At 65.2% G+C, this 14,515-nt stretch carries 18 protein-coding genes; 7 read left to right on the forward strand and 11 right to left on the reverse strand.

The features are described 5' to 3' along the window. Positions 1-11 precede the first annotated feature (11 nt). Positions 12-257, reverse strand: a complete 246-nt coding sequence (locus HNP60_RS19720) for a hypothetical protein (protein ID WP_221416047.1) — start codon at positions 255-257, stop codon at positions 12-14. Positions 258-472: 215 nt separating this feature from the next. On the opposite strand from HNP60_RS19720, the gene HNP60_RS20265 reads away from it, so the two are divergent. After that, the gene (locus HNP60_RS20265) at positions 473-781 is read left to right on the forward strand and encodes a hypothetical protein (protein ID WP_420825218.1); all 309 of its coding nucleotides are present in this window, start codon (positions 473-475) and stop codon (positions 779-781) included. 54 nt (positions 782-835) lie between these two features. Here the strand turns inward: HNP60_RS20265 and HNP60_RS04150 are convergent, their stop codons facing one another. Next, entirely contained in the window at positions 836-2,164 is a 1,329-nt protein-coding gene (locus HNP60_RS04150; protein WP_184150556.1) for an MFS transporter, read from the reverse strand. A gap of 144 nt (positions 2,165-2,308) precedes the next feature. Between HNP60_RS04150 and pgsA the strand changes: the two genes are divergently transcribed. The 3 genes from pgsA to HNP60_RS04165 are packed head-to-tail and all read left to right on the forward strand — an operon-like array spanning position 2,309 to position 3,596. Continuing rightward, positions 2,309-2,875 (forward strand): CDP-diacylglycerol--glycerol-3-phosphate 3-phosphatidyltransferase, encoded by a 567-nt coding sequence (pgsA, locus tag HNP60_RS04155; RefSeq protein WP_041392600.1) that lies wholly within the window; start codon positions 2,309-2,311, stop codon positions 2,873-2,875. Between the two features lie 3 nt (positions 2,876-2,878). Then, a complete protein-coding gene (locus HNP60_RS04160; RefSeq protein WP_184150559.1) occupies positions 2,879-3,139 on the forward strand; it encodes a MoaD/ThiS family protein in 261 nt (86 codons plus the stop codon). 1 nt (position 3,140) lies between these two features. Continuing rightward, complete coding sequence (locus HNP60_RS04165) at positions 3,141-3,596, forward strand: molybdenum cofactor biosynthesis protein MoaE (RefSeq protein WP_184150562.1); 456 nt, start codon at positions 3,141-3,143, stop codon at positions 3,594-3,596. Between the two features lie 8 nt (positions 3,597-3,604). Here the strand turns inward: HNP60_RS04165 and HNP60_RS04170 are convergent, their stop codons facing one another. The 3 genes from HNP60_RS04170 to HNP60_RS04180 all read right to left on the reverse strand — a co-directional run bounded on the left by HNP60_RS04170 (position 3,605) and on the right by HNP60_RS04180 (position 5,748). Then, on the reverse strand, positions 3,605-3,913 hold the full coding sequence (locus tag HNP60_RS04170) for a hypothetical protein (protein ID WP_184150565.1): 309 nt from the start codon (positions 3,911-3,913) through the stop codon (positions 3,605-3,607). Positions 3,914-4,004: 91 nt separating this feature from the next. Further along, positions 4,005-4,931, reverse strand: a complete 927-nt coding sequence (locus HNP60_RS04175; RefSeq protein WP_184150568.1) for a hydrogen peroxide-inducible genes activator — start codon at positions 4,929-4,931, stop codon at positions 4,005-4,007. A 40-nt stretch (positions 4,932-4,971) separates the two neighbouring features. After that, positions 4,972-5,748 carry a sulfite exporter TauE/SafE family protein gene (locus HNP60_RS04180; RefSeq protein ID WP_420825240.1) on the reverse strand — a complete coding sequence of 259 codons (777 nt, stop codon included), beginning with the start codon at positions 5,746-5,748 and terminating at the stop codon, positions 4,972-4,974. Between the two features lie 134 nt (positions 5,749-5,882). Between HNP60_RS04180 and epsC the strand changes: the two genes are divergently transcribed. From epsC to HNP60_RS04195, 3 genes are all read left to right on the forward strand, one after another. Beyond that, positions 5,883-6,581, forward strand: coding sequence for a serine O-acetyltransferase EpsC (gene epsC / locus HNP60_RS04185; protein WP_184150571.1), 699 nt, complete (start codon positions 5,883-5,885; stop codon positions 6,579-6,581). Beyond that, a complete protein-coding gene (locus HNP60_RS04190; protein WP_184050510.1) occupies positions 6,581-6,928 on the forward strand; it encodes a DUF2794 domain-containing protein in 348 nt (115 codons plus the stop codon). The genes epsC and HNP60_RS04190 overlap by 1 nt, the downstream gene beginning before the upstream one ends. 161 nt (positions 6,929-7,089) lie before the next feature. After that, complete coding sequence (locus tag HNP60_RS04195) at positions 7,090-8,484, forward strand: porin (RefSeq protein ID WP_184150574.1); 1,395 nt, start codon at positions 7,090-7,092, stop codon at positions 8,482-8,484. 45 nt (positions 8,485-8,529) lie between these two features. Here HNP60_RS04195 and phoB read toward each other — a convergent pair whose 3' ends face one another. The 6 genes from phoB to HNP60_RS04225 all read right to left on the reverse strand — a co-directional run bounded on the left by phoB (position 8,530) and on the right by HNP60_RS04225 (position 14,493). Continuing rightward, positions 8,530-9,225: a phosphate regulon transcriptional regulator PhoB gene (phoB, locus tag HNP60_RS04200; protein WP_014075214.1), complete on the reverse strand. Its 696-nt coding sequence runs from the start codon at positions 9,223-9,225 to the stop codon at positions 8,530-8,532. A 3-nt stretch (positions 9,226-9,228) separates the two neighbouring features. Next, positions 9,229-9,927 carry a phosphate signaling complex protein PhoU gene (phoU, locus tag HNP60_RS04205; protein ID WP_014075215.1) on the reverse strand — a complete coding sequence of 233 codons (699 nt, stop codon included), beginning with the start codon at positions 9,925-9,927 and terminating at the stop codon, positions 9,229-9,231. A gap of 30 nt (positions 9,928-9,957) precedes the next feature. Beyond that, positions 9,958-10,737: a phosphate ABC transporter ATP-binding protein PstB gene (gene pstB, locus HNP60_RS04210; RefSeq protein ID WP_184050506.1), complete on the reverse strand. Its 780-nt coding sequence runs from the start codon at positions 10,735-10,737 to the stop codon at positions 9,958-9,960. A gap of 9 nt (positions 10,738-10,746) precedes the next feature. After that, complete coding sequence (pstA, locus tag HNP60_RS04215) at positions 10,747-11,958, reverse strand: phosphate ABC transporter permease PstA (protein ID WP_184156860.1); 1,212 nt, start codon at positions 11,956-11,958, stop codon at positions 10,747-10,749. A gap of 53 nt (positions 11,959-12,011) precedes the next feature. Then, a complete protein-coding gene (gene pstC / locus HNP60_RS04220; protein ID WP_184150578.1) occupies positions 12,012-13,394 on the reverse strand; it encodes a phosphate ABC transporter permease subunit PstC in 1,383 nt (460 codons plus the stop codon). Positions 13,395-13,455: 61 nt separating this feature from the next. Further along, positions 13,456-14,493 (reverse strand): substrate-binding domain-containing protein, encoded by a 1,038-nt coding sequence (locus HNP60_RS04225; protein ID WP_184150581.1) that lies wholly within the window; start codon positions 14,491-14,493, stop codon positions 13,456-13,458. Positions 14,494-14,515: the final 22 nt, after the last annotated feature.

Below are 14,515 nucleotides of genomic sequence, written 5' to 3' on the forward strand. Positions count from 1 at the left end.
GCCCGATCAGATCATGATTGACCCCGGGTGTGGGCGGGGGCGTGGGTGTGGGAGTCGGCGTTGGTGAGGGAGTCGGGGTAGGTGTCGGTGTTGGGGTAGGCGTCGGAGTCGGCGTCGGCGTCGGCGTAGGGGACGGCGTTGGGCTGGGCGTAGGAGACGGCGTCGGGCTTGGCGAAGGAGTCGGGCTGGGCGTCGGCGTGGGTGCCGGAGGGGGCGCGGGCGTCGAGCTGACGCCACCGCCTCCACCACCACCGCACGAAGCCAGCAACGAAACAAGCAATGGCAGGGCCCATTTTGCTTGGCGGGACATGGTTAAGATCTCCGGACAGCCTTGCGTGTCTTTCAACGCAGAAGTAGCCAGGACGTTGCTCACAACATAGTTAACGAAAAGTAACCATTGAAAGCGCCGGAGACTTGATGCGCCGCTTTTTGCGGCGAGCGGTTGCGGAACAGTGCAGGGGCGGGCCAGTCCATGGCTGAAAGAGCGGCGGAATCCGGCGAGGCGCATGTCCCAAAACAGCGCGTTCTCGCGTTAACCATCTTTGGCTCTTCCTGGGCTGTTAACGCTTTGGTAACCCTTTTTCTTATGAAACGGCCTCTCGTCCTGACGCATGAGCAAGCGCGGCATCCCTTCCGGCAGTCGCTGCCGCGGCATGTCTTCGCGCCCCTCGTGGAAACGGCGCAGCCGGCGCCGCCAGCCCGGTCTGATGATGAGGATTGGAAGCTCTTCGTGCTGAGCTTCGCGGCGTTTTTCACGGTGGCTTACACGTTCATCGCCTGACCGCTGCGCATTCGCCGACGGGCCCAAGCCAGCCGGGGCGGCCGTCGCACGTCTTCAGCCGGCGCGTCTGCCCCGCGCGGGGAGGCTGCCGGCCTCGCGATCGCAGGCCCGCTGGAGGCGCATGGCCATGAAGGCGGAGACGAAGCACATGCCGCAGACGATCAGCAGCGCATGGCGGCTCGAGAGGCCCGCGCCCGTCGCACCTATGATGACCAGCGCGCCGAACACCATCGCCCCGGAATTGACGACATTGTTGGCCGCGACCGTGCGCGCGGTCTGGTCCTTGCTCACCGTGGTGGTGAGGAAAGCGTAGAGCGGCACGACGAACATGCCGCCGAACACCGCGATGCCGAACAGGGCGAGGAGGATGCGCCAGCTGTGCGGCGCGGCCAGAAAGTCCGGCACGGAGTAGAGAACACCGTCCGGCGCCGGCATCCAGCCGGCCGAGGCGAACTGGAAGAACCAGACGAACGCCGCCATGATCACGACCGATATGGGCGCATAGCGTGCCGAGACATGGCCCTGCAGCAGCCGGTTGATGGCGACTGATCCCACCGCGACGCCGATGGAGAAGATCGCGAGGAACATGCTCGCCACTTCCTTGGTGGCGGTGAAATCATTCTTCACCATCGGGGGGAAGATGATGATGAGCACCGTGGCGATCATCCAGAAGAAGCTGATCGACATGATCGCGAGGAACAGCCGGCGGATGTGCATCGTGGCGGAGATGAGGCGCCAGGAGGCGCGGAACGGGTTGAAGTCCAGCACGACCGGCGGGCCGAGCCTTGGCGCGGGCGGCACCATGCGCCCGGAGAGATAGCCGATGATCGCCACGCCGAGCACCACGCCCGCCGCCGCCACCGGGCTGATCCATCCGGCAACGATGGTGCCCGCGAGGATCGCGACATAGGTGCCGGCCTCCACCAGCCCGGTGCCTCCCAGCACATGCTCCTGCTCGAGATGCTGGGGCAGCACGGCATATTTGATCGGGCCGAAGAAGGTGGAGTGGATGCCCATGGCGAACACCGCGCCGAGCATGAGCGCCACGCCGACCATGGGATAGGCGCCCGAGACCAGCAGGCCCGTCGCGCCCACCAGCATGATGAAGATTTCCGCCAGCTTCACCATGCGGATGATCCGGGCCTTGTCCATATTGTCGGCAAGCTGGCCGGAAAGGGCGGAGAGCAGGAAGAAGGGCAGGATGAACAGCCCGGTCGCGAGCGCGTTGAAGTTCGATTCCTGCTGCGGGTCGCCAAAGACTTCGTACGTGGCGAAGAGAATCATCGCCGTCTTGAACAGATTGTCGTTGAAGGCCCCGAGAAACTGAGTGACGAAAAGGGGAAGGAATTTCCGGTGGGCGAGCAGCCGCAGGGATGCCTGCATGGGTGCGAAAACTCTTGTGGCCTGGCGGTGTGCGTGCCGTCCCGGGGCTTCTAGCGACGAAATGGGACAGTGAAAAGACGGACATTGCGCTGCGATGGCGAGCCCCTTGTCTGCCCGCGCCGGCTGTGGCAGGCCAGCGGGGCCGTGATGTTGTTGCCGAACCTCCTGACCCTGTCCCGCATCCTTGCGGTGCCGCTGCTTGTGGCGCTGCTGTGGCCGGCCGACTCAGGTCATGCCTGGCGCCTGGGCTATCTGGCGGCGTTCGCGCTATATTGCCTCATGGGCATCACGGACTATTTCGACGGCTATCTGGCGCGTGCGCAGGGCACTGTCTCGCGCCTCGGCGTGTTCCTGGATCCGATCGCGGACAAGATCATGATCGGCGCGGTGATCCTCATCCTCTGCGCGGCGCGGGACATACAGGGCGTGCACATCGTGGCCGCCCTGGTCATCCTGCTGCGCGAGATTGCCGTCTCGGGCCTGCGCGAGTTTCTGGCGGGCCTGCGCATTTCCGTGCCGGTTTCCCGGCTCGCCAAGTGGAAGACGACATTCCAGCTCGTGTCGCTCGGCGCGCTCATCCTGGCCGGGGGGCTGCCGGAATTCGCGTTCGTGAAGACGACCGGCCTGCTCACGCTCTGGGCAGCGGCGCTGCTCACGCTCGTGACCGGGTGGGACTATCTGCGAGCCGGCCTCAAGCACATGAACGCCTGAGCCATGGCGGCGCTCAGGATCCTCTATTTCGCCTGGGTGCGCGAGCGGATCGGGCTCGACGAGCAGGAAATCGCGCCGCCCGCGCCGGACGTCACGGTCGCTGCGCTGCTGGACCGGCTGGCGGCGGAGAGTGCTGGGCATGCCGCTGCCTTCGCCGAGCGGGGCCGCCTGCGCGCGGCACTGGATCAGCGCTTCGTTCCGCTCGATACGCCGATCGGCGAGGCGCAGGAGCTCGCCATCTTCCCGCCGGTCACCGGGGGCTGACATGACGCCGCGACTCCAGGTGCGCGTCACGACCGAGGACTTCGAGCCGGCCGTGGAGCTGAGCCAGCTTGAGGCGCTGCCTGGCGGGGCAGTGGCGAGCTTCACGGGCCTCGTGCGCGACGATGGCGGGCTGGAGGCCCTGCATCTCGAGCAATATCCCGGCATGACCCAGCGGCAGCTTGAGGCGGTCGTCGCGCAGGCAGCCGATCGCTGGCCGCTGCTTGGCATCACGGTGATCCATCGCCACGGCACCCTGCCAGTGGGTGCGCGGATCGTCTTCGTGGGCACGTCCTCGTCCCACCGCGTGGCGGCGCTCGAATCCTGCGCCTTCCTCATCGACTGGCTGAAAGTCTCGGCGCCTTTCTGGAAGCGCGCCATCCGCGCGGATGGCACGGGCGAGTGGGTGGAAGCGCATCACGCCGACGATGCGCGTGCGGCAGCCTGGCGCCCGGACTGAGCTGTGCGTCAGTGCGCTGCCGTCACCAGCAGCGCGACCAGGAACGCCACCGTGCAGGCAACGGCTGTCTCGTAGCGGGCGTGCCGGTTCCATTCCCAGACTTTCAGGCCGACCAGCACCGGCATGTTCCGCCGCTTCCCCTCATCGGACGCTTCGATCCACTGATATTCCCGCTGCGTGACTTCCCGGACGATGCAGACGGCGCAGGCGGCAAAGCAGCCAAGCCACAGCGCGGCGGCATCGGGGATTCCCACGACCTTGCCCAACAGCCAGGCGGCGAACTGAACGAACAGGACGAGAGGGATGTGGGCGACCATGGTCGGGAAACGCAGTGAGCCCCGGTCGGTTTCCGGCTGTTTTCGAGCAGGGGCGTTCGGGCGTTTCTGAGCCGCTGGCGCCCGCCGCCGCTCAGGCCGCCAGCGCCTCCCGCTGCTGGAGAGCGGCATTGCGCAGGATGCCGGCCATCAAGCGGAAATCCGTCTCCCGGGGGGAATTGCGACGCCAGATCAGCGCGATGTCCCGGTGAGCTTCGGGGGACCGGATCGGCCGCGCGACGATGTCCGTGTTGGCGAGAATGCCGCCCCTGATGGCCATTTCGGGCAGAAGGGTGAGGCCCAGCCCATTGTCGACCATCTGCACGAGCGTGTGCAGCGATGTCCCGGTGATCGTCGCTTCGCTGCGCAGCTCGGCGCGATTGCAGGCGGCGAGCGCATGCTCCTTGAGGCAGTGCCCATCCTCGAGCAGCAGCAGCCTTGTCCCGTCGATCATGTCCGGCGCGACCTGGGCGGGCGGGTCGCGGGGATCGTCCTTGGGGAAGGCGACATAGAGCGGGTCCTCGAACAGAATTTCGGTCTCGACATCGCCGCACGGAAAGGGAAGCGCGAGCAGCACGCAATCGGCATGGCCATGACGCAGCGAATCGAGCGCTGCGTGGCTGGTTTCCTCGCGCAGATAGAGCTGGAGCGCCGGCCGTTCCGCCCGCAGCCGGGGCAGCAGGCTCGGCAGCAGGAAAGGCGCGATGGTCGGGATCACGCTCATCCGCAGTTCGCCCGCGAGCGGCGAGCCCGATGCCTGGGCGATCGCCGCCAGCTCTTCCGCTTCGCGAAGCACGCGATGCGCTTTTTCCACAATCCGGTCGCCCAGCGCCGTGAAGCGAACGATGCGGCGCGTGCGCTCCACCAGCGTGACGCCGATCAGCGTCTCCAGTTCGCGGATGCCCGCGGACAATGTCGATTGCGTCACGAAGCAGGCATCGGCGGCACGGCCGAAATGACCCTGCTCCTTCAGCGCCACAAGATATTGCAGCTGCTTCAGGGTGGGCATGTAGGTCGACATTGATCGTTCCTCTCGATGGCTTGGAGAGGAATTAAGTGACTTAGCCGATCAATTCAAGCGACCGAAGAATGCCATAGCCTGTGGTGAGCGTGAGCACGGCGCCGACCATGATGAGGAGCGGCCGCGCGGGGACGTGGCGCGCGATCCAGGCGCCCAGCGGTGCCGCGATCACGCCGCCCACCAGCAGGCCGATCGTCGCGGTCGTGAAGGTTTCCCAGCCCAGATGCAGCAGGAACGTGAAGCTGATCGACAGCGTGAGGAAGAATTCCACCGTGTTGACCGTGCCGATCGTGTGGCGCGGGCTCGATCCCTGAATGAGCAGGTTGGACGTGACCACAGGACCCCAGCCACCGCCACCCGATGCGTCCAGAAAGCCCCCAACCAGACCGAGCGGCGTCACAAAACGTGCGTCGTCGAACCGCTGGGGCGGGTAGCGCAGGCCGCGCCAGAGCAGCCACAGGCCGATGAAGGCGAGATAGGCGAGCACATAGGGGCGGATCAGCTCGCCATCGATGTTGGAGAGGAAGGAAGCGCCCGCGACGCCGCCCAGCACGCCGGGCACAAGAAGCTTCCAGAAGAGCTTCCAGTCCACATTCCGGTGTATCACATGGCTGATGGCCGAGACCGCCGTCGTGCAGGTCTCGGCGGCATGTACGCTTGCCGACGCGGCCCGGGGAGGAACGCCAAGCGCGAGAAGCAGGCTGCTCGAGATCACCCCATAGGCCATGCCCAGTGCGCCATCGATGATCTGCGCGCCGAATCCCACGAGAATGAAGGGCAATAACAACTGCAGGAATTCCAGCCAGGCATCGGGCACATGCATTCCTTTTCTCAATCAATTTCATGGAGAATTACGGGCACTTGTCGTGAGTGTCAATCCGGGGCGCGGGCTGGAAATTCGCTCCCGCGGGGACTAGATAGTGGTTCTTGTCATCTACAGGGGCGCTTGCCATGGGACTGCTGTCCTATCTCGATTCCGTGAAGGCGCGCGATCCTGCGCCGCGGTCCCGCATGGAAGTACTGATCTACCCGGGCGTCTGGGCGCTGGGCTTCCATCGGATCGCTCATCGGCTGTTTCGCTGGCGCCTTTTCTTCCTGGCTCGCCTCGTCAATCATTTCTCGCGTTTCCTCACCGCGATCGACATCCACCCGGGCGCCAAGATCGGCCGCCACTTCTTCATCGACCACGGCTTCACAGTGATCGGCGAGACGGCGGTCATCGGCAATGACGTGACGATCTATCAATGCGTCACGCTCGGTGGGACGGACCCTTCCAACGGCGTGGCCGGCAAGCGGCATCCCACGATCGAGGACGGCGCCATTCTGGGCTCGGGCTCGCAGGTGCTGGGGCCGATCACCGTCGGCAAGCGGGCGCGCGTCGGCGCCAATGCGGTGGTGACGAAGGATGTGCCGCCCGGTGCGGTCATGATCGGCATTCCCGCGCGGGCCACGCTGGTCGACGCGAAGGAGTATCAGAAATCCTTCGTGCCTTATGGCACGCCCTGCAGCGAGATGTTCGATCCCGCCACGCAGAAGCTGGAAGCGCTTCAATGCGAGGTGGAAGGGCTGCGGCAACGGCTGGCCGAATTGCTGGCCGAACGCGATGCCGCCCGTGAAGTGCCCGAAAGCCAGTCGCGTACGTCGGCTTGATGAGCAACATCACACCGTTTCCGCGCAAGCAGGCGGGCGGACCGGCCCAGACCGGTTTTGATCGCATAGAATTGTCCCGCATCATGGATCTCTATGGCCGTATGGTCTCGGCGGGCCATTGGCGGGATTATGCCATAGACCTGACGCGCGACGTGGCGATTTTCTCGGCCTTCAGGCGGACTGCGGAACGGCCCGAGTTCCGCATCGAGAAGCGGCCGGCCCTGCGCCATCGCCAGGGCATGTGGGCGCTCATCGGGGAGGCGGGCGCGGTGTTGCGTCGCGGGCATGATCTTGCGGGCGTGCTGGCCCCGGTCGAGCGTCGGCTCGTGAAGCTGGTGGAAGATTAGGGCCGCTTTGGCGCGGGAGGGGCCCGTGTCGCTTCCTTCTGCCTCTCTTCCCGACTTTCTCCCCAATGACTTCCTGACGTCGTAAATCTGTAACAAAACTGTCATAGCCGCCGCGAACCTCGTTACGCCGAAGCAGGATACCCGGATACGTGCGACCCCAGATGGCTGTGCTCCTTGCCGCAAGCATGCTTTCCGTCCCGGCCACGCCAGCCATGGCGCAGGACGATGCGGCTGTGGCCGCCATGCGGGACGAGATTGCCCGGCTGCGCGCGCAGGTCGCCGCTCTGGAAGAGAGGCTGGACCTGATGGCCGCCGAGGGGAGCAAGACCGGCTCCACGCCCCCGTCCGCGCCGCTCTCCGCTTCCCTGACGACATCGCAGCCGGCGCCGGAGCGCGTCGCGAGCGCCTCGGGCAGCGCACAGCCCCCGGCCCTCGCCGTGCCGGCCGCCTCTCCACCCGCGCCGGCGCCGGCTTCGGGCTTCACGCTCAAGCCGCGCGGTCGCCTGCAGTTCGATGGCAATATCGTGTCCCGTCCGGCTGGCATGACGGAGCCTACGCTTGGCTGGTCCACCGATGTGCGCCGGGCATTTCTTGGCGTCGAGGGCAATTTCGGCGGTGGCCTCGGCTATCGTTTCGAGATGGACTTCGCGAGCGGTGACCCGTTGTTCACCGATCTCTGGCTGACCTACAAGAAAGGTTCCTGGACCGTCACGCTCGGCCACGACCGAATGACCACGCTCGAAGACCTGACGAGCGACCTTCAGACGAGCTTTCTCGAACGGTCCGGCTTCATCCAGGCGTTCGGCTTCGAGCGCCGACTGGGCCTTTCCGCTGCTTACAAGGACAGCGACGTCGTCCTGAGCGCGGGCATCTATTCGGATGATCTGGAGACGCTGGGCTCCGGCGTTGCGGACAACAGCTATTCGTTGGATACGCGCTGGGTCTACATGCCGAAATTGGGGAAGGTTCAGTTGCACCTCGGCGGCTCCCTCCATCATCGTGAGCTGAACGACCTGGCGGACAGCCTGCGCTACCGGGCGCGGCCCGGCGCGCGCACGACGAGCGCCCGGTTCGTCGATACCGGCTCCTTCAGCGCCTCGGCGGAAACCGGCTACGGGATCGAGTTCGCGGCATTGCGCGGGCCTTTCCACGTCGCGGCGGAAAGCTACTGGCAGAATGTCGACCGCCCGAATCTGGCGGACCCCACCTTCTTCGGCATCTATGGCGAGATCGGCTATGTCTTTGCCGGGGGCGAGGCGCGGGGATATCGGGCGGGCTCTTTCTCGTCGATCAAGCCGACGAAGGGGATCGACAAGGGGGGCGCCGGCGCCTGGCAAGTGAATCTTCGCTATGACTGGCTCGACCTGAACGACGCCGGGGTGCGGGGCGGGGAGCAGGCGATAGCGGGCCTCTCACTGATCTGGGTGCCGCTCGAGCATGTGAAGTTCATGGCCAATTATCTGCATGTCGATGTCCGCGACACGCCAATCCTGTCGGACGGTCGCGATGACTATGATGCCGATGTCTTCGGGTTGCGCGCGCAATATGACTTCTGAGCCCGCGCCGGGGGAAGTCGCTCCGGCGCGGCCCTGACGGGCTGGTCAGACGGCGTCGGCGTCCAGGGAATAGCCTGCGGATCGAACGGTCCGGATGATGTCCGGCCGTCCGTTCGCGTTGATCGCCTTGCGCAAGCGGCGGATGTGGACGTCGACGGTGCGCAGTTCGATCTCGCTGTCCTGCCCCCAGACGCTGTCCAGCAGCCGCTCGCGGGAGAAGACCCAGCCGGGATGCTCGAGCAGGTGACGCAGAAGCCGGAACTCCGTCGGGCCGAGCGGCACGAGTTCGCCGCCGCGCCGGACCTTGTGCGCGACCGTGTCCATTTCGAGATCGCCGAAGGTGAGGACTTCGCCCGCCAGCGCTGGCCGCACGCGGCGGAGCACGGCATTGACCCGCGCGATCAGCTCGCGGGGCGAGAAGGGCTTGGTCACATAATCGTCGGCGCCGGTTTCGAGGCCGCGAACCCGGTCCTCCTCTTCGCCGCGCGCGGTCAGCATGATGATGGGCACGTTCGCCGTCTCGGGCATGCGGCGCAATCTCCGGCAAACCTCGATTCCCGAGAGATTCTCGACCATCCAGTCGAGCAGGACGATGTCCGGTGTCCGTTCCTGAGCCAGGATCAGCGCTTCTTCGCCGTCGGGCGTCTGCGCGACGTCGAAGTCCTCCCGCTGGAAATGCCAGGTCAGGAGTTCGGCCAGCGCGGCATCATCCTCGACCAGAAGCATTTTCGCCCGCGCCATGGTTCAGCGCTCCGTCAGAGGATCGATAACGACGGATTTTTCGCGCTCCGGCGGCTTTTCCCCGGTCGCGACATAATGCACCATCTCGGCGATGTTCGTCGCATGGTCGCCGATGCGCTCCAGATTCTTGGCGATGAAAAGCACATGCGCGCTTTCCGAGATCATCTTCTGATTTTCCATCATGAAGGTGACCATGGTGCGGAAGATGGAGTTGTAGAAATCGTCCACCGCCCGGTCGCGGTCGATCACCGCCAGGGCGAGATTGGCGTCGCGCGCGGCGAAGGCATCGAGTGCCGACTTGACCATCTCGCGCGCGATCTGGGCCATGGAGGGCAGCAGGGAGAGCGGTTCGAGGCGGCTCGACGCCGTGACCGTCTCGACACGCTTGGCGATGTTCTTCGCATAATCCGCCATGCGCTCGACGATGCCGGAGATCTTGAGCACCGCGATGATTTCCCGCAGGTCGTCTGCCAGCGGCGCCCGCAAGGCGATGGTCTGGACGACCAGCCTTTCGATCTGCGCGTCCAGCTCGTCGATGCGCGCATCGCCGGCCACCACGCTCTTGGCCAGTGCGATGTCGCGGGTCGTCAGCGCCCGCATCGCATTGTCGATCGCGTCTTCGGTCAGACCACCCATTTCCGCGATCAGTGCGCGCAGGGCATTGATGTCGTCGTCGAAGGCCTTGACTGTATGTTCCGTCATGACTTCGTTCCCGTCCGTAAAAGTGCCGGATCAGCCATAGCGACCGGTGATGTAGTCCTTCGTGCGTTCTTCGCGCGGATTGGTGAATATCTCGGTAGTCGGCCCCTGTTCGACAAGGCGGCCGAGATGAAAGAAGGCGGTCCGCTGCGAGACGCGCGCGGCCTGCTGCATGTTGTGCGTGACGATCACGATGGCGTAGTTCCCGCGCAGGTCGAGGATGAGTTCCTCGATCTTGGCGGTGGCGATCGGGTCGAGGGCCGAGCAGGGCTCGTCCATCAGGATGACTTCCGGCTCCACCGCGATGGCGCGGCCGATGCACAGGCGCTGCTGCTGGCCGCCGGAAAGGGCAGTGCCGCTGTCGTGCAGCCGGTCCTTCACCTCTTCCCACAGCCCCGCCCGTCGCAGGGATTTCTCCACGATCTGGTCGAGCTCGGCCTTGCCGGACGCCAGGCCGTGGATGCGGGGGCCATAAGCGATGTTCTCGTAGATGGATTTCGGGAACGGGTTCGGCTTCTGGAACACCATGCCCACGCGGGCGCGCAGCTGCACCACGTCCATGCCGGATGCGTAGATATCATCGCCGTCCAGCGTGATCGTGCCGGTCACGCGTGCGCTTGGCACCGTGTCGTTCATGCGGTTGAGCGTCCGCAGGAATGTCGACTTGCCGCAGCCGGACGGGCCGATGAAGGCCGTCACATTGTCAAGATCGACGTCGATCGAGACGTCCTGGATCGCCTGCTTCTCGCCATAGAAGACATTGACGTTCCGCGCCGACATCTTGGTGGGGGTGGTGGTCTCGGAGTCAGCCATGGGTGTGGGTCACCATTTCTTCTCGAACTTGTTGCGCAGGTAGATGGCGATGCTGTTCATCGTCAGCAGGAAGACCAGCAGCACGATGATGGCCGCCGATGTCTTTTCGATAAAGCCCCGGCCGACCTCGTCCGACCAGAGGAAGATCTGGACAGGCAGCACGGTCGCCGGATCGGTGAAGCCGCCGGGCGGAGACGCGACGAAGGCGCGCATGCCGATCATCAGCAGCGGTGCGGTCTCGCCAAGCGCCCGGGCCATGCCGATGATCGTGCCGGTGAGGATGCCCGGCAGCGCCAGCGGCAGCACATGGTGGAACACCACCTGCACCGGCGATGCGCCGATGCCCAGCGCGGCATCGCGGATGGAAGGCGGGACGGCCTTGATCGCGTTGCGCCCGGCAATGACGATGATCGGCATGGTCATCAGCGCGAGCGTCATGCCGCCGACCAGCGGCGCGGAGCGCGGCAGATGCATGGTGTTGAGGAAGATGGACAAGCCCAGCAAACCGAAGATGATCGAAGGCACGGCCGCGAGATTGTTGATCGACACTTCGATCAGGTCGGTCCAGCGATTGCGCGGCGCATATTCTTCCAGATAGAGCGCCGCGAAGACGCCGATGGGGAAGCTCAGCAGGAGCGTGATGCCCATGGTGAGCAGCGATCCCTTCAACGCGCCCCAGATGCCCACGGTGGTGGGGTCCGTGCCGTCGCTGCCCAGCAGGAAGCGATAATTGAGCGCGGTGGAGATCAGTCCGGCTTCATCCAGCCGGTCCGCGATGGCTTCGTCGGCCGCGCTGCCCTTGCCCTTCACGGCAAGGTCGATGCCTTCCGAGGCGGGAACGGAGATGACGACCTTGCGATCGAGGATCGCGGGATCCGCGAGGATCGCGTCGCGCACCGCCACCACGGCACCCGAGGAAACGAACCGTTCGCCCCCCTCTCCGAACGCTGTCTGTGCTGCCTGATCGACGACCGACGGCAGGTTGGCATTGGCAAGCACCTGAGCCGGATTGGTCTTCAGCGCCGCAGGATCGAGCAGGATCGGCGAGCGCGGAAAGTCGACGGTGAGGGCGATCTCCGCGCGCGTGAAGCCCTTCACGCCATTGGCCATCATCGTGACGAGCAGGAACACGAGGAAGCCCGCGGACAGCAGCACGGAGAACAGCCCCAGCAGCTTGAAGCGTCGCTCGGCGGCATAACGGCGCGCGATGCGGCGGCGCATCTCGTTGCCGCGCCAGTCCGTCGGCGCGCGCGGGGTGGAAAGAGTCGCGGCGGTCACTCGTAAGCCTCCCGATACTTCTTCACGACGCGCAGCGCGACGATGTTGAGCAGCAGCGTGACGATGAACAGCACGAGGCCGAGCGCGAATGCCGCCAGCGTCTTGGCACTGTCGAATTCCTGGTCGCCCGTGAGGAGCTGGACCATCTGCGTCGTCACCGTGGTCACGCTGGCGAACGGATTGAGCGTGAGATTGGCGGCAAGGCCTGCTGCCATCACCACGATCATCGTCTCGCCGATGGCGCGGCTCACGGCCAGCAACACGCCGCCGACGACACCGGGCAGGGCTGCGGGAATGAGCACCTTGCGGATCGTCTCGCTGGTCGTCGCGCCCATGGCAAGACTGCCATCCCGCATCGATTGGGGGACGGCGGCAATGCTGTCATCCGCCATCGAGGAGACGAAGGGGATGATCATGACGCCCATGACGAGACCGGCCGCCAGCGCGCTTTCCGATGATGCGCCGGGGATGCCGATGGTGGCGGCGAGGTTGCGCAGCGCCGGTGCGACGGTGAGTGCCGCGAAATAGCCGTAGACGACCGTGGGGACGCCGGCGAGCACTTCCAGCATCGGCTTCATCCACTTGCGCACCTCGGGCCGGGCATATTGCGTGAGATAGATGGCGCTCATGAGCCCGAGCGGGATGGCGACGATCATGGCGATGATCGCGCCGATGAAGATCGTGCCCCAGAACAGCGGGACCGCGCCGAAGGCGTCGTCATTCCCGTAGCCCATCGCTGCCGACTGCGGGCTCCATTTGAGACCGAAGAGGAAATCCAGCGGATTGACCATCGAGAAGAAGCGCATCGATTCGAAGATCAGCGAGGCGACGATCCCGGCCGTGGTGATGATCGCGATGAGGGAGGCCAGCAGCAGCGTCCACATGACCACCCGCTCCACGCGGTTGCGGGCCGTGAAGGAGGGGCCGACGCGCGAAAAGGCAAAGGCGCCGCCCGCGAAGGCGAGGATCGCGGCGAGCAGCGCACCTGCTGCGGAATAGCGCGCCGTCGCGTCCCGGAAAGGCTCGACCAGCGTCATCGACTGCGGATTGAACGCAGCGGCCTGCGCGCCGCGCGCGATCGCATTCGCTTCGCCGAGAATGACGTTGCGGGAGAAGTCATCGGCCGGGAGCGACTGGGCGGCCGGCGAGGAGAGCACGGAGTCGAACACCAGCCTCGGCATCACATTGGCCCACACCATCAGGAAGGCGAGGGCGGGCAGCGCCGTCCACAGCGCGACATACCAGCCATATTGGCTAGGCCGGCTGTTTGTCGCCAGACGCCCGACCTCTGCCTGGAAACGCGTTGCGCGAGCGCGCGCGAAGATCCAGCCAGTGGCCGCAAGCGCGATTATGATGATGACGATCATGGCGCCACTCATCGGTCAATGCCCCCCGTGCTTTTGCATGCCCCGGAAAAACGCCTTGCTGAACCGCCTGCGCTCACTTGAGATCGTCGCCAGTCATGACGGTCAGGTTGGTGACGACATCGGCATTGGCCTGCCGGACGTTTTCCTGCGCGGCCACCATGCCGCGCCGGGTCAGCGGACCGCCCGGGTTCCAGTTCCGGGAGAAGGCTTCCACATAGGCCTTCAGGCCGGGGACCGCAGCGATGTGCGCCTTCTTGACGTAGATGTAGAGCGGCCGGGCGCCCGGATAGGCGCCTGACGCGACGGCATCATAAGTGGCCTCGACGCCGTCGAGGGGGATGTCATTCAGCTTGTCCCGGTTCGCATCGAGATAGGAGAAGCCGAACACGCCTACGGCGTCGGGATTGGCTGCCAGCTTCTGGACAATGAGATTGTCGTTCTCCCCCGCGTCCACATAAGCGCCATCTTCCCGGATCTGGGTGCACAGCTGCTTGTGCCGGGCCTCGTCGCTGTCCTTCAGCGCCTTCATGGCGGGATCGCTGTCACACCCGACGGTCAGCACCAGTTCGGCAAGCGAATCGCGCGTGCCGGACGTGGACGGCGGGCCGAAGACCGAGATCGCCACCGAGGGAAGCGAAGGATCGACATCCTTCCAGGTCTTCGCCTTGTTGGGCCCCTTGCCATAAGGATTGGCCGCAAGCGCTTCATAAACCAGCTTGGGCGTGAGGCTGTAGCCCGGGCCCTTGTTCGATTCGGCGAAAGCGATGCCGTCGACGCCGATCTGGACTTCGATGATCTCTTTCACGCCATTGGCCTGGCACTGATCGAACTCGCTCTTCTTCATGCGGCGCGATGCATTCTCGATGTCGGGATACTGGCTGCCGACGCCCGCGCAGAACAGCTTCATCCCCGCGCCCGTGCCGGTCGATTCGATGATCGGCGCCTTCATGCCGGGGTTGGTCTGGGTGAACAGGCCGACCGCTTCCTGAGCGAAGGGATAGACGGTCGACGAGCCGACAGCGCGGATCTGATCGCGCGCGGCGCCCGAGCCGGGCTGGCCCTGGCAACCGGCAAGCACCAACAGGGAGGCCGTTAGAATGGCGTAACGCATGAAATTCTCCTGAGGCGATCTT

The organism is Sphingobium lignivorans, assembly GCF_014203955.1.
GTDB classification, from domain to species: Bacteria; Pseudomonadota; Alphaproteobacteria; order Sphingomonadales; family Sphingomonadaceae; genus Sphingobium; species Sphingobium lignivorans.